The organism is Pseudomonas syringae group sp. 26L6, from assembly GCF_032587815.1.
In the GTDB taxonomy this organism is placed as follows: Bacteria; Pseudomonadota; Gammaproteobacteria; order Pseudomonadales; family Pseudomonadaceae; genus Aquipseudomonas; species Aquipseudomonas amygdali.
The window spans coordinates 141,028-154,613 of the sequence record NZ_JAWHPJ010000009.1 but is presented as its reverse complement, the minus strand read 5'-3'; the positions used below and the strand labels follow the sequence as shown (position 1 = coordinate 154,613).

Genomic DNA, 13,586 nt, shown 5'->3' with positions numbered 1-13,586 from the left:
GTGAGACGCCTGATCGTAGGTGATTTTTGTCAGCGACCGGGCATTGAAGCTGAAAATCAGGCACATTATCGTTCTGGCAACTGCTGAACACGACATAGCCATGAGTAAAACAACAAGAATCGCCGACCCTTCCTACGAATTGATGGACGACCACAACGGGCTGTCGATCATTTATCGCGAGCACGGATTCCCCTGTCCGCTGGTGCGCTGGCACTTTCACAAGGAATACGAGCTGCATTTGATTGTGGCCAGCTCAGGCAAGGTATTTGTCGGCGATTACATCGGCAATTTCAACCCTGCCAGCCTGTTTCTGACCGGTCCCAACCTGCCGCATAACTGGATCAGCCAGATCGATGAGGGTGAAGTTGTGGCCAAACGCGACATGCTGGTCAACTTCACCGATGAACTGCTGGAAAGTGGCAATCAGGTGTTTGCCGAACTAAAAACCCTGACGCCATTACTGGAGCGCGCCCGCTACGGCATCGAATTTCGCTGCAAACGTACGATTCGTCAGGCCATGAAGCTGATGCAGAAGATTGCCGACTCACGGGGCATCACCCGCCTGGGTCATTTCTTCATTCTTCTCGAGTTGCTGGCAGCCAGCGACGACTATCAGTTGCTCTCTGGCACTGCGGTCGCCCATACAGCTGACGAGCACAGCGTCGATCGCACCAACCGGGCGGTGGATTACATCTTTGCCCACTATGGCCGGGAGCTGCCGCTGGAGGAAGTGGCCGAGTATCTGGGCATGAAGCCAACCTATTTTTCCAGAGTGTTCAAGCAGGCCACAGGGCGATGCTTTGTAGAGTTCGTCAATCGACTGCGCATCAGCAAGTCGTGCGAATTGCTGGCTGATGGCGACAAACCGGTCACTGATGTGTGCTTTGAATCCGGGTTCAACAATATCTCCAACTTCAATCGGCGCTTCCAGCAACTCAAGGGCATGACGCCTTCGCATTATCGCCGCCTGGCCGTGCAGCGCCTGACCGAACAAAACCTGTACTGATTCACCCTGCCCTTGCGCCTATCGTCTACGCTGCAGTTGCGGCGAAGCCAGCCTATGGGCGATTCGGCTCTATCGGCCTTTCGTGCATCAGTGCAAAAAAGTATCAGTCAGAGTGCGGCGCAGGATTTGTCTTTCCGACCGAACGCCGGTGTAATCAATCCACATCTTCCTCACCTCCGGAAGAGAAAAAAACAATAACCATCCTTCTACTGCTCACTGGGCGTGGAAGAGGAGTGATCAATGAAGAACTCAGCAAAACTTCTGCTCGCCAGTTCCGTCCTCAGTACCTGTTTCGTGTTCAGTGGCAGTGCCACAGCGGGGACCGTGACCATCGCCACGGTCAACAACAGTGACATGATTCGCATGCAGCGCCTCTCCAAGACTTTCGAAGAAAAACACCCTGACATCAAACTCAACTGGGTTGTGCTGGAAGAGAACGTCCTGCGTCAGCGCCTGACCACCGACATCGCCACCAAAGGCGGTCAGTTCGATGTGCTGACCATCGGCATGTACGAAGCCTCACTCTGGGGTCAGAAAGGCTGGTTGCAGGAAATGAAAGACCTGCCTGCCAGTTACGAGCTGGACGATGTGTTCCCTTCCGTGCGTGACGGCCTTTCTGTGGACGGCAAACTGTTCGCCCTGCCGTTCTATGCTGAAGCTTCGATCACTTACTACCGCACCGACCTGTTCAAGGCCGCCGGCCTGACCATGCCCGAACGCCCAACCTGGACACAGATTGCCGAATTCGCTGGCAAACTGACTGACAGGTCCAAGGAACAGTACGGTCTCTGCCTGCGCGGCAAGGCTGGCTGGGGCGAGAACATGGCGCTGATCACCACGCTGGCCAACGCCTTTGGCGGACGCTGGTTCGATGAGCAGTGGACGCCACAGTTCGATCAGCCAGAGTGGAAGAATGCGCTGAACTTCTACGTCAACACCATGAAGCAGTCCGGCCCTCCGGGTGCCTCCAGCAATGGCTTCAACGAAAACCTTGCGCTGTTCAACAGCGGCAAGTGCGCCATCTGGGTCGACGCCAGCGTTGCCGGTTCGTTCGTGACCGACAAGAAGCAGAGCAAAGTGGCCGACAGCGTCGGCTTCACCTACGCACCGCATGAAGTAACCGACAAGGGCTCGTCGTGGCTGTATTCGTGGTCGCTGGCGATCCCGACCAGCGCCAAGAACACCAAGGATGCTGCCGAGTTCACCCAGTGGGCCACCTCGAAAGAGTACGCCAAACTGGTTGCCGATACCGACGGTGTGTCCAACGTACCGCCGGGCACCCGCGCCTCGACCTACACCGACGAGTACAAAAAGGCAGCGCCGTTTGCCAACATCACGCTTGAGTCGTTGAAAAAGGTCGATCCCAAGTCGCCAACCCTCAAGCCCGTGCCTTACGTCGGCATTCAACTGGTCACCATTCCCGAGTTCCAGGCCATCGGCACCAGCGTCGGTCAGCAGTTCTCCGCAGCACTCATAGGTCAGTCCACTGTGGATCAAGCCTTGCAGAATGCGCAAACAGCGACTGCACGTGACATGAAACGAGCGGGTTACCCGAAAAAGTAACCGTCCTGTACCAGGGTGAAGGCGTACGCTTTCACCCTGCCGCTCACCTGCGCAACAACTCTGGTGCAATCCGGTTCGGAGCTCCCCATGAATACCTCAGCCTCCCCTGAACGCACGGACCTGTCCGGCGAACAGCAACCGCTCAAAAGCCGTCGATTCAAGCCGGGCTGGTTTCTGGTCAGTCCTTCAGTGGCGCTTCTGCTGGTGTGGATGATCGTGCCGCTGGGCATGACCATTTATTTCTCGCTGATCCGCTACAACCTGCTGTCACCTGGCGAAAACGAGTTCGTCGGGCTGGAGAACTTCCAGTATTTCGTCACCGACAGCGGCTTTCTGCCCGGTGCCGGTAACACCCTGCTGCTGGTCGGCAGCGTGCTGGCGATCAGTGTAATCCTCGGCGTGCTGATCTCGGCGCTGCTCGAAGCCAGTGAGTTTTTCGGCCGCGGCATCGTCCGCGTTCTGCTGATCTCGCCGTTCTTCATCATGCCCACGGTCAGCGCGCTGATCTGGAAAAACCTGATTTTCCATCCGGTGTCCGGCGTACTCGCGGCGGTGTGGAAGTTCTTCGGTGCGCAGCCCATTGACTGGTTTGCCCATTACCCGATGCTGTCGATCATCATCATCGTGTCCTGGCAGTGGCTGCCGTTCGCGATTCTGATCCTGATGACCGCCATGCAGTCGCTGGACCAGGAACAGAAAGAGGCGGCACGTCTGGATGGAGCCGGCCCCATCGCGATCTTCTGGCACCTGACCCTGCCGCACCTGGCACGTCCGATTGCCGTGGTGGTCATGATCGAGACGATCTTCCTGCTCTCGGTGTTCGCTGAAATATTCACTACCACCAATGGCGGGCCGGGCTTTGCCTCGACCAACCTGGCATACCTGATCTACATCCAGGCGCTGCTGCAGTTCGACGTCGGTATGGCCTCGGCGGGCGGACTGATCGCCGTAGTGATCGCCAACATCGCGGCGATCATCCTGATCCGGATGATCGGCAAAAACCTCACCGACAAGTCATGAGGACCTTGCCATGATGACCCTCAAACAATCACGCCGCCTGCAAAGCCTGCTGCTCGGGAGCCTGTCCTGGCTGATCGCTGCGCTGGTGTTCTTCCCGATCTTCTGGATGGTGCTGACCAGCTTCAAGACCGAGATCGACGCATTTGCGACGCCGCCGCAATTGTTCTTTACCCCAACGCTGGAAAACTACCTGCACATTCAGGAGCGCAGCGATTACTTCCACTTTGCCTGGAACTCGGTGCTGATTTCCTTCAGCGCCACCGCCCTGGCCATGCTGATCGCCATTCCTGCGGCGTATTCCATGGCGTTCTTCGAAACCAAACGCACCAAAAGCACCCTGCTGTGGATGCTCTCGACCAAGATGCTGCCGCCAGTGGGCGTGCTGATGCCGATCTACCTGCTGGCCAAGACCTTTGGCCTGCTGGATTCCAGGCTGGCGCTGATCATCATCTACACGCTGATCAACCTGCCGATCGTGGTCTGGATGATCTACACCTATTTCAAGGATATTCCCGGTGAGATCCTTGAGGCCTCACGGCTGGACGGAGCCAGCACCCGCCAGGAGATCTTTCGCGTGCTGATGCCGATCTGCAAGGGCGGGCTGGCCTCTACAGCACTGCTATCGCTGATCCTGTGCTGGAACGAAGCGTTCTGGTCACTGAACCTGACCTCGTCCGCAGCGGCACCGTTGACGGCACTGATCGCCTCCTACTCCAGCCCCGAAGGGCTGTTCTGGGCCAAGCTGTCGGCGGTCTCGACCCTGGCATGTGCGCCCATCCTGATTTTCGGCTGGATCAGTCAGAAACAGCTGGTTCGCGGCCTGTCGTTCGGCGCTGTCAAATAGTCCGCCTCAAAGAACAAGAAGGAATCCAACATGGCTAACCTGAGCATCCGCAACCTGCAAAAAGGCTTTGATGGTCATCAAATCATCAAGGGTATCGATCTGGACGTGAATGACCGCGAGTTCGTGGTCTTTGTCGGGCCTTCGGGCTGTGGCAAATCCACCCTGCTGCGGCTCATCGCCGGGCTTGAGGAAGTCACCTCGGGGACCATCGAACTCGATGGCCGCGACATTACCCAAGTCACGCCGGCCAAACGCGATCTGGCGATGGTGTTCCAGACCTACGCGCTTTACCCGCACATGACGGTAGGCAAGAACCTGTCATTCGCGCTGGACCTGGCGGGTGGCGACAAGGCCGAGATCAAGAAGAAGGTCGATGAAGCCGCGCGTATTCTGGAGCTCGGGCCGTTGCTGGAACGCAAACCCAAGCAGTTGTCCGGTGGACAACGACAGCGTGTTGCGATTGGCCGGGCCATCGTGCGCAATCCGAAGATTTTTCTCTTCGATGAACCATTGTCCAACCTCGACGCCGCGTTGCGCGTGCAAACCCGCCTGGAGCTGTCGCGCCTGCACAAAGAGCTGCAAGCCACGATGATCTATGTGACCCACGACCAGGTTGAGGCAATGACCCTGGCCGACAAGGTGGTCGTGCTCAACGGCGGCAAGGTCGAGCAGGTCGGCTCGCCGCTGGAGCTTTATCACCACCCTGCCAATCTGTTTGTCGCAGGCTTTCTCGGCACGCCGAAAATGGGCTTCCTCAAGGGCAAGATCAGTCGAGTGGACAACGCCAGCTGTGAAGTCGAACTGGATGCCGGAACCCGCATCAGCCTGCCGGTCGACGGCGCAGGGTTGAGTGTCGGAGCACCGGTAACGCTGGGCATTCGCCCGGAACACCTGAATCTTGCCCAGAACAGCGATTGCCAGTTGCAGGTTATCGCCGATGTCAGCGAACGTCTTGGCAGCGACACCTATTGCCATGTGCGCACCCGGTCGGGCGAGGCGCTGACCATGCGTATTCGTGGCGACCTGGCCAGCCAGTACGGCGAGACGCTGAACCTGCACCTGGACAGTGCCCAATGCCACCTGTTCGACGCTCAAGGTCTGGTGATTGCCAAAGCCTTGCAGACTGTCGCCGCCTGAGTTCCGGAGAGCCCTTCATGAAACTGACCAAAAACAATCTGTCCCGACTGGACGCCGACATTGCCCTGCCAGCCTACACCGTCGAAAGCACTCGCCAGGGCATTGCCCATATCGGCGTTGGCGGCTTCCATCGGGCGCATCAGGCGTTTTACACCGATGCACTGATGAACAGCGGCGAAGGCTTTGAATGGAGCATCTGCGGCGTCGGTCTGCGCCCTGAAGACAAAGCCGTACGTGACGCACTGGCGCAGCAGGACTATCTGTACACGCTCTACGAACTGGGCGACACGCCAGATACCGAAACCCGCGTCATTGCCTCGATCAGCGGCATGCTGCTGGCCGACGACAGCACTCAGGCGTTGATCGACAAGCTGTCCAGCCCGGACATCCGCATCGTCTCGCTGACCATCACCGAAGGCGGCTATTGCATCGACGACAGCAATGGCCAGTTCATGGCGCATCTGCCACAGATCCAGCATGACCTGGCACACCCGGACCAGCCAAAGACGGTATTCGGCTTCCTCTGCGCGGCACTGGCGCGCCGCCGTGCCGAAGGTACGCCAGCCTTTACCCTGATGTCCTGCGATAACCTGCCGCATAATGGCGCAGTCACTCGCAAGGCGCTGCTGGCATTTGCCACCTTGCGCGATGCCGACCTGCACGACTGGATCAAAGACAACGTCAGCTTCCCCAACGCGATGGTCGACCGCATCACCCCCATGACCAGCGCGGCTCACCGGCTGAAGCTGGCGGACGAGAAGCACATCGACGACGCCTGGCCGGTGGTCTGCGAACCGTTCGTGCAATGGGTGCTGGAAGACAAGTTCGTCAACGGTCGCCCGGCCTGGGAAAAGGTCGGCGTGCAGTTCACCGATGATGTAACGCCCTATGAGGAAATGAAGATCAAGCTGCTCAACGGCAGCCACCTTGCCCTGACCTATCTGGGCTTCCTCAAGGGTTATCGTTTTGTCCACGAAACCATGAATGACCCGCTGTTCGTGCGCTACATCCGTGCTTACATGGACCTGGACGTCACGCCGCAGCTGGCGTCGGTGCCGGGCATCGACCTGGAAGGCTATAAAGACACGCTGATCGAGCGCTTTTCCAACCAGGCGATCGCCGATCAGCTGGAGCGGGTTTGTTCGGACGGTTCGTCCAAATTCCCCAAATTCACCATTCCGACGATCAATCGTCTGATCGTCGATCAGGGCAATGTCGAGCGCGCCTCGCTGGTCGTTGCCGCGTGGGCGCTGTATCTGAAAGGTGTCGACGAGAACGGCACGACCTACAAAATTCCCGACCCGCGCGCCGAGTTCTGTCAGGCACTGGTGGTCGACGACGAGCTGATTACCCGGCGGCTGTTGCAGGTTGAGGAAATATTTGGCGTTGCCATTCCGAAATCAGCCGAGTTTGTCGCAGCGTTCGAGCAGAACCTCAATGACCTGCGCACGCTGGGCGTCAGTGGCACGCTGGAAAAACTTCTGGCCAACCGCCTTTGAGGTGCGCCCATGTTTCTTGGAATTGACTGCGGCACCCAGGGCACCAAGGTGCTGGTGCTCGATACCGAAAGCGGTACTGTGCTGGGCGAGGGTTCGGCCTCGCATAGCCTGATCAGCGACCATAACGGCCGCCGCGAGCAGGACGTAGGGCAATGGCTGAACGCGCTGCAACAGGCCACCCGCGATGCATTGGCACAGTCTGGCGTGTCGGGGCAACAGATTCTCGGCATCGGCGTATCGGGCCAGCAACATGGTCTGGTGCTACTCGATGCTCAAGGTGAGGTGCTGCGCCCGGCCAAACTGTGGTGCGACACTGAATCGGCCCCGGAAAACCAGCGCTTGCTGGATTACCTGGGCGGCGCGCAGGGTTCCCTGCAACGCCTTGGTCTGGTCATTGCGCCGGGCTATACCGTGTCCAAACTGCTGTGGACCAAGGAACAGTACCCGCAGCTGTTTGAGCGTATAGACAAGGTGCTGCTGCCCCACGACTACCTCAACTATTGGCTGACCGGCCGCTGCTGCACTGAATTCGGAGACGCATCGGGCACCGGTTATTTCAATGTGCGCACCCGTGAGTGGGACCTGCCGCTGCTCGCGCACATCGACCCGAGCGGCCGTCTGGGCAAGGCGCTGCCGCAATTGGTGCAAGCACACGAAGCGGTTGGCGTGCTGCGTCCTGAAATCGCCCGACTGCTGGACCTGAACCCCGCAGCACTGGTGTCCAGTGGTGGCGGCGACAACATGATGGGCGCCATTGGCACGGGCAATATCCAGCCCGGTCTGATCACCATGAGCCTGGGCTCGTCAGGCACTGTCTATGCCTACGCCGATGAGGCGCGGGTCAGCGAACATGAGTCGGTCGCTACCTTCTGCTCATCCTCCGGTGGCTGGTTGCCATTGATCTGCACCATGAACCTGACCAATGCGACCACGGCTATTCGTGAGTTGTTCGCTCTGGATATCGCCGGGTTCAACCAGGCCGTCGCCCAGGCACCGATAGGGGCCGAAGGCGTGCTGATATTGCCTTTTCTGAACGGCGAACGTGTGCCCGCTCTGCCCGATGCCACCGGCAGCATCGTCGGCCTGGACAGCACCAATCTGACCCAGGCCAACCTGTCCCGCGCCGTGGTCGAAGGCACCACCTTCGGCCTTCGCTACGGATTGGACCTGCTGCGCGACAGTGGTATCAAAAGCGAGAAAATCCGCCTGATTGGCGGCGGTTCCAAAAGTGCGGTATGGCGGCAGATCGTAGCTGACATCATGAATACTCCGGTGATCTGCACCGACCACGCAGAAGCCGCCGCGCTGGGCGCGGCCATTCAGGCCGCATGGTGCTGGTCGCATGCCAACGGTAAGGCTGAGGGCCTGCAGCAACTGTGCGAACGCTGTGTAAGTCTCGATCAAAGCAGTGAGACGCACCCCGTGGTGCATAATGTGGCCGCCTATCAGCAGGTCTATCAGCGTTATCAGGCGCAACTGCGCAAGGTTTGAACCGTTTTTTCATGGAGCACTTATGTTTCTGGTTTGTGGCGAAGCACTGTTCGATATTTTTACCCGCGCTGATGACAGCGGTTCCCTGAACAGATTGGGGTTTGATGCGATTGCCGGCGGCTCTCCATTCAACGTTGCGATCGGACTGCGCCGCCTGGGTGTGGAGGCAGGCTTCTTTGCCGGGCTGTCCACCGATTACCTGGGCCGCCGTCTGCGTGCCGTGCTGGAAAAGGAAACGGTCAATACCGATCACCTGGTTGAGTTCGACGCGCCCACGACACTGGCCATGGTCGCCGTGGGCAGCGACGGCTCGCCGACTTACAGCTTTCGCGGCGACGGCTGCGCGGACCGGCAGTTGCGCCTTGAACATCTGCCGGAACTCGATGCGCAGGTACGCGGCATTCACGTCGGCTCCTTTTCGCTGGTGGTGCAGCCGATTGCCGACACACTGCTGGCGCTGGTCGCCCGCGAAAGTACGAAACGCCTGATTTCACTGGACCCCAACGTGCGCCTCAACCCGGCACCGGACATTCAGCGCTGGCGCAGCCAGGTCGCAGCGTTCGCCGAACATGCGCACCTGATCAAGGTCAGTGACGAAGACCTGCACCTGTTGTACCCGGACAGTGACCCACAAAAAATCGCCGAAGGCTGGCTCGGCAAGCGTACGCAACTGGTCATCGTCACCCGCGGCACGCAAGGTGCCAGCGTCTTTACCCGGCAGCATGGTACTTGGTCAGTGCCGGCAAAAACGGTGGTCACCGCCGATACCGTCGGGGCCGGGGATACTTTTCAGGCGGCGCTGCTGACCTTCCTCAGCGAGCGTCAGCTCGATACGCCACAAGGCTTGTCGACGCTGTCACGGGAAACCCTGGACGAGATGCTGAATTTTGCCGTCGGCGCAGCCGCGCTGACCTGCACAAAGGTCGGGCCGGATCTGCCGTATCGGCATCAGTTGGGGTGATTCAGTTTTCGACGAGAAACAAAAACAGCGGTACATCCGCAACATGTAACGCATGAACTAAAGTCTTCGTGAGCAAGCTCACTCCCACATTCCGAACCTGTTCCAAGCGGGAGAAGTTTCAGGATTCACTCCCATTTGGAAAGCATTCCATTTGTGGGAGTGAGCTTGCTCACGAAAGAGCCATTACAGTCGCCGAACAAGCAACTGAACCCACTGCCCGGTCAAGCCAGCATGCCGGCCTTGATACCTCTGATGCGGGTGTTGATGTCATCTGCAACGTTGTTCTGCTTGTCCTTGAGCGCGTCCTGGACTTTCTGGTCAATGGCCAGTTGGTCCTGAGGTGCCATGGCGTCGTAGTCTTTCTGGGTGACGCCCGTCAGCTTCTCGCGCACTTTCTCTTCGGCTGTCTGCTTCAGAGAGTCCATGAACTTCTGTTCTACCGAACCCGTCGACGCAGTGTCAGTGGTGCTGGTGGCGCTGGCCCCTGAACCGATGACACCGTTGTCGCGATCAGCCGTCTTTTCCGACAGTGACGAATCACCGGCAGACTTGAGATTGATCATCATCCGCGCGAAGGATTCGTTGTAACCGCTGTTGTCCTGCTTGCTGTCTTGCGATGTTGAATTGCTGACCGGCGTGGTAACCGGTGCTGAACCTGATGTCAGGCCAGCTGCGGCAACCGAGCTGAATGCGTCCTGAGACACCTCATCTACGGTTTTGCGCCCAACCACAGCCCGGGAAACAAGCTGCTCAAGCGCACTCGTGCCAATAATCATCTTTCACCTCCTGATGAACCTGTTGCTCAGGTTCAACAGCAAGTCCAGTGCCAAGTGCACAGTAAATCCATAAGTTACTGATTTTTATAACTTAAATTCAAAAGCTAAAGATCGGCACTGTCAAAAAAACCCATACATTCTGCCGTTTGCGGCAAACATTCGCCGACACAGGCTGCTTTCAGCCTGCCGCACGACCGGTATTGACGTTCAACAGCTCGATCGGCAACGGTTCAGAGAAGTAGTAACCCTGCGCCTGGGTCGCGCCGATCTCGCGCAGCAACTCGAGTGTTTCCAGATCTTCGACACCTTCGGCGACGACGTTCAGATCAAGGGATTCGGCCATGCGTACGATGGCCCGCACGATGGCCCGGCTGCGTATGCTGGAGGCCAGTCCGAAGATAAACGATTTGTCGATTTTCAAGCCGCTGAAATGGTACTGATGCACATAGCTGAGCGAAGAAAACCCCGCGCCAAAATCGTCCAGCATGACCGACATGCCCTGCTCGGCCAGTTGCTTCATTGACAGGCGTGCCTGCTCAGGGTCGGCCACCAATGCCCCCTCCGTAAGCTCCAGGCACAGACGCCAGGGCGCAACATTCTGTTCAGCAAGCATCGCCAGCACTTCTGCAGCGAATGCCGGGCGGGTGATGCTGTAGCTGGAGCAGTTCACATGCACTGGCGGCCAGTGGCCGTTCTCGGGTTGCGCCAGGATGTTCACCACGCATTTGAGCATGTAGATATCCAGACGACCAATCAGGCGCAAACCCTCCAGCGCGGGCAAAAAGCTTTCCGGCCCGACGATCCGTCCATCCGGCATGCGCCAGCGGATCAACGCTTCGAACGCCAGTAACTCTCCGGTCCTGACACAGATGACCGGCTGAAAATAGGGGATCAGTTGATCAGTACGCTTCAGGGCCGTGCGCAACGCTCCCTCTTGCTCGACCTGATCCGACACCTCCCGACGCAGAGCCTGATTGAACACGGCGAAGCTGTCACGCCCACCATTCTTGACCCGATACATGGCGGTGTCGGCATCACGCAAGAGGTCCGCCGGCTCCTGATGGAAGCGGCTGTCAGCACCCACCACGCCGATGCTGCAAGAAGAAAAGACGCTGTGATCGTCAATCACGAACGGTTGCTCGAACGCGGTCAGGATCCGCTGGGCTATATCCGTACCGGCCTGTAACGGTGCATCGATGCTTAGCACCGCAAATTCGTCACCTCCAAGCCTGGCCAGCAGATCCCCTTCACGCATGCAACTGCGCAGCCGCTCGGCGGCCTGCACCAGGAGGATATCGCCGCAGTGGTGGCCAAGGCTGTCATTGATCATCTTGAAACGATCCAGATCGATGAACATGACAATCAGCTGCTGGCCGTTCAGGCAAAAGTCCTGCCACGCCTGTTTCAGGCGATGTTGCAAGTGACTGCGGTTAGGCAGTCCGGTCAACGAGTCGTGGGAGTTTTCATGCTGCAATCTGGCGTTGGCCTGATCCAGCTCCCGGGTCCGGTCGCGAACCCGGGCTTCGAGGAGCACATTGGCGGTGTGGATCGCCTCTGCCGCGCTGCGCCGGGACAGTGCCGTGTCGATGTGGCGAGAGACAAAGGTCAGCAGTTCCTGATCACGCAAGGTATAGCTGACATCCTTCGAATAGCTTTGCACCACCAGCACGCCGCGCACCTCCTCGCCATCGAACAGCGGGATACCCAGCCAGGAAGAAGAACGACCGGTATTTTTTTGCACCTCGATTTCGCCCAGGCTTTCCAGCCTGCGGGCATCGTCGTAATCGATCAGGCACGGTCGCCGCTGGCCTATCACATACTCGGTAAAGCCGCGCTGCCCACGCCGTGAACGTGGCGGCGTGGGCTGGAATTCGTCGATGTAATAAGGAAAGGTCACTTCGCCTGTAGCGCTGTCGTAAAGGGCGATGTAGAAATTGAGTGCTACCAGCAGCTCGCCGACAATCATGTGCAGGCTGCGAAACAGCTCATTCATATCGCCCGGCTGGCTGGAAAGCTCGGCAATCTGGAACAGAGCACTCTGCAAGTGCTCGGCGCGTTCACGGTCGCGCACTTCCTGGCGCAGGGCGTCATTGGCTGCCGAAAGCTGTTGTGTGCGCAGTGCCACAATCTGCTCCAGGTCGGTACGGCGCAGCAGTCGGTCCAAGGCCATCGCCACATGCCGTGACACCACGGAAAACAACGCGCGATCCTGAGCACTGTAGACGCGGGACACGTCATAGACCTGCATCGCAACCATGCCGAATACTTCGTCCGAGGCGTTTTTCAGGGGCGCGCCCATCCAGAACTCTGGCAGACGCCCCACCCAGAAAAAACGACCTTCGGCTTTTGCCCGCTCGATACAGGCTGCTTCCAGAAACAAGGGTTGCCCGGTGCTCAAGACATACCCGGTGAGCGACATTCGATCGGCGTCGATGAATTCGAACGTCTCGTGGCCCATCGCTTCGTCATCGAAACGGTCGATGTAATACGGATAAGTGATCTTGCGGCTTTGCTGGTCATACAGCGCGACGTAGAAGTTCTCGGCATCGATCAGCGCACTCAACTGCTCATGAATACCCTGCAGAAAAGCCCCACGATCCAGCGTGGAGCTGGCCAGCAGGCTGATTTCATAGAGAACCCGCTGGGTGTTCTGCGCCCGGATCAACGCAGCGGTCTGCAACAGTGAACCCAGTCTGGCAGCGAGATCCACCAGCGCGGGATGGTCTTTTTCGGCCATTGGCGCCAGCACCCAGCCCAACACGCCCTCGCCCTGCCCGGCGACTCGGCAATGAAGCTGCGATTGAGCACAGTATGTGTCGAAGTCTTCAGCAGCGATGTGCGCAGGCCAGACGACTGCAGGGTCGCCCTGCCCGAGCAGACATTTCAGCTCGCCTGCAGCGTAGGCTGCCCAGGCGATATCCGGTATCTGTTCCCGTGCAGCGCTCAAAAGTGCGTCAATGGGCGCGTGACCGGCGAATCGGTCATGGTTGGCAGCCAACGTGGTGTCTGGACTGAACGCTACGCTCGGGCATATACCCGTGGCCAGATGTGAGACTGTCATGGAAACACCAGATGCATGAGCCGACGACGGTCATCCGTAAAAACCATGACCAAAGGTAACAAGTGTGCTGCTGCATTGTTGCAAAGTTCATACCTTTTTGGCAGACCCTTTGCCTGTCAGATGACATCCATGTGACATGGGGCACTACACGGCTGCCATACGGGTCAGATTCAGGTGTGTCGCGAGACCGCCAAGGTGAATGAGCAGGGCTCGGCTATGCTTGCTCGC

10 protein-coding genes are annotated in these 13,586 nt (G+C 58.4%); 8 read left to right on the top strand and 2 right to left on the bottom strand.

The window, feature by feature from the left end; genetic code table 11:
• The first annotated feature begins 100 nt into the window (after nt 1-100).
• The 8 genes from RYA97_RS03315 to RYA97_RS03280 all read left to right on the top strand — a co-directional run bounded on the left by RYA97_RS03315 (nt 101) and on the right by RYA97_RS03280 (nt 9,521).
• On the top strand, nt 101-1,006 hold the full coding sequence (locus RYA97_RS03315) for an AraC family transcriptional regulator (RefSeq protein WP_002553636.1): 906 nt from the start codon (nt 101-103) through the stop codon (nt 1,004-1,006).
• 240 nt (nt 1,007-1,246) lie between these two features.
• Complete coding sequence (locus RYA97_RS03310) at nt 1,247-2,569, top strand: ABC transporter substrate-binding protein (protein ID WP_005743571.1); 1,323 nt, start codon at nt 1,247-1,249, stop codon at nt 2,567-2,569.
• An 87-nt stretch (nt 2,570-2,656) separates the two neighbouring features.
• Nucleotides 2,657-3,589, top strand: a complete 933-nt coding sequence (locus RYA97_RS03305; protein WP_002553634.1) for a carbohydrate ABC transporter permease — start codon at nt 2,657-2,659, stop codon at nt 3,587-3,589.
• 10 nt (nt 3,590-3,599) lie between these two features.
• Nucleotides 3,600-4,433, top strand: coding sequence for a carbohydrate ABC transporter permease (locus RYA97_RS03300; RefSeq protein WP_002553633.1), 834 nt, complete (start codon nt 3,600-3,602; stop codon nt 4,431-4,433).
• Between the two features lie 30 nt (nt 4,434-4,463).
• Nucleotides 4,464-5,570 (top strand): ABC transporter ATP-binding protein, encoded by a 1,107-nt coding sequence (locus tag RYA97_RS03295; protein ID WP_016982065.1) that lies wholly within the window; start codon nt 4,464-4,466, stop codon nt 5,568-5,570.
• Between the two features lie 17 nt (nt 5,571-5,587).
• Nucleotides 5,588-7,069 (top strand): mannitol dehydrogenase family protein, encoded by a 1,482-nt coding sequence (locus tag RYA97_RS03290; RefSeq protein WP_005777586.1) that lies wholly within the window; start codon nt 5,588-5,590, stop codon nt 7,067-7,069.
• Nucleotides 7,070-7,078: 9 nt separating this feature from the next.
• Entirely contained in the window at nt 7,079-8,560 is a 1,482-nt protein-coding gene (gene xylB, locus RYA97_RS03285) for a xylulokinase (protein ID WP_117139918.1), read from the top strand.
• 22 nt (nt 8,561-8,582) lie between these two features.
• Nucleotides 8,583-9,521, top strand: a complete 939-nt coding sequence (locus RYA97_RS03280) for a carbohydrate kinase family protein (protein WP_057401403.1) — start codon at nt 8,583-8,585, stop codon at nt 9,519-9,521.
• A 221-nt stretch (nt 9,522-9,742) separates the two neighbouring features.
• Here RYA97_RS03280 and RYA97_RS03275 read toward each other — a convergent pair whose 3' ends face one another.
• Complete coding sequence (locus RYA97_RS03275) at nt 9,743-10,297, bottom strand: hypothetical protein (RefSeq protein ID WP_117139919.1); 555 nt, start codon at nt 10,295-10,297, stop codon at nt 9,743-9,745.
• Between the two features lie 178 nt (nt 10,298-10,475).
• Nucleotides 10,476-13,358 carry an EAL domain-containing protein gene (locus RYA97_RS03270; RefSeq protein ID WP_162882914.1) on the bottom strand — a complete coding sequence of 961 codons (2,883 nt, stop codon included), beginning with the start codon at nt 13,356-13,358 and terminating at the stop codon, nt 10,476-10,478.
• Nucleotides 13,359-13,586: the final 228 nt, after the last annotated feature.

Coding starts and splice junctions, on each gene's coding strand:
- RYA97_RS03315 (WP_002553636.1), top strand. CDS start 101: ATGAGTAAAACAACAAGAATCGCCGACCCTTCCTACGAATTGATGGAC.
- RYA97_RS03310 (WP_005743571.1), top strand. CDS start 1,247: ATGAAGAACTCAGCAAAACTTCTGCTCGCCAGTTCCGTCCTCAGTACC.
- RYA97_RS03305 (WP_002553634.1), top strand. CDS start 2,657: ATGAATACCTCAGCCTCCCCTGAACGCACGGACCTGTCCGGCGAACAG.
- RYA97_RS03300 (WP_002553633.1), top strand. CDS start 3,600: ATGATGACCCTCAAACAATCACGCCGCCTGCAAAGCCTGCTGCTCGGG.
- RYA97_RS03295 (WP_016982065.1), top strand. CDS start 4,464: ATGGCTAACCTGAGCATCCGCAACCTGCAAAAAGGCTTTGATGGTCAT.
- RYA97_RS03290 (WP_005777586.1), top strand. CDS start 5,588: ATGAAACTGACCAAAAACAATCTGTCCCGACTGGACGCCGACATTGCC.
- xylB (WP_117139918.1), top strand. CDS start 7,079: ATGTTTCTTGGAATTGACTGCGGCACCCAGGGCACCAAGGTGCTGGTG.
- RYA97_RS03280 (WP_057401403.1), top strand. CDS start 8,583: ATGTTTCTGGTTTGTGGCGAAGCACTGTTCGATATTTTTACCCGCGCT.
- RYA97_RS03275 (WP_117139919.1), bottom strand. CDS start 10,297: ATGATTATTGGCACGAGTGCGCTTGAGCAGCTTGTTTCCCGGGCTGTG.
- RYA97_RS03270 (WP_162882914.1), bottom strand. CDS start 13,358: ATGACAGTCTCACATCTGGCCACGGGTATATGCCCGAGCGTAGCGTTC.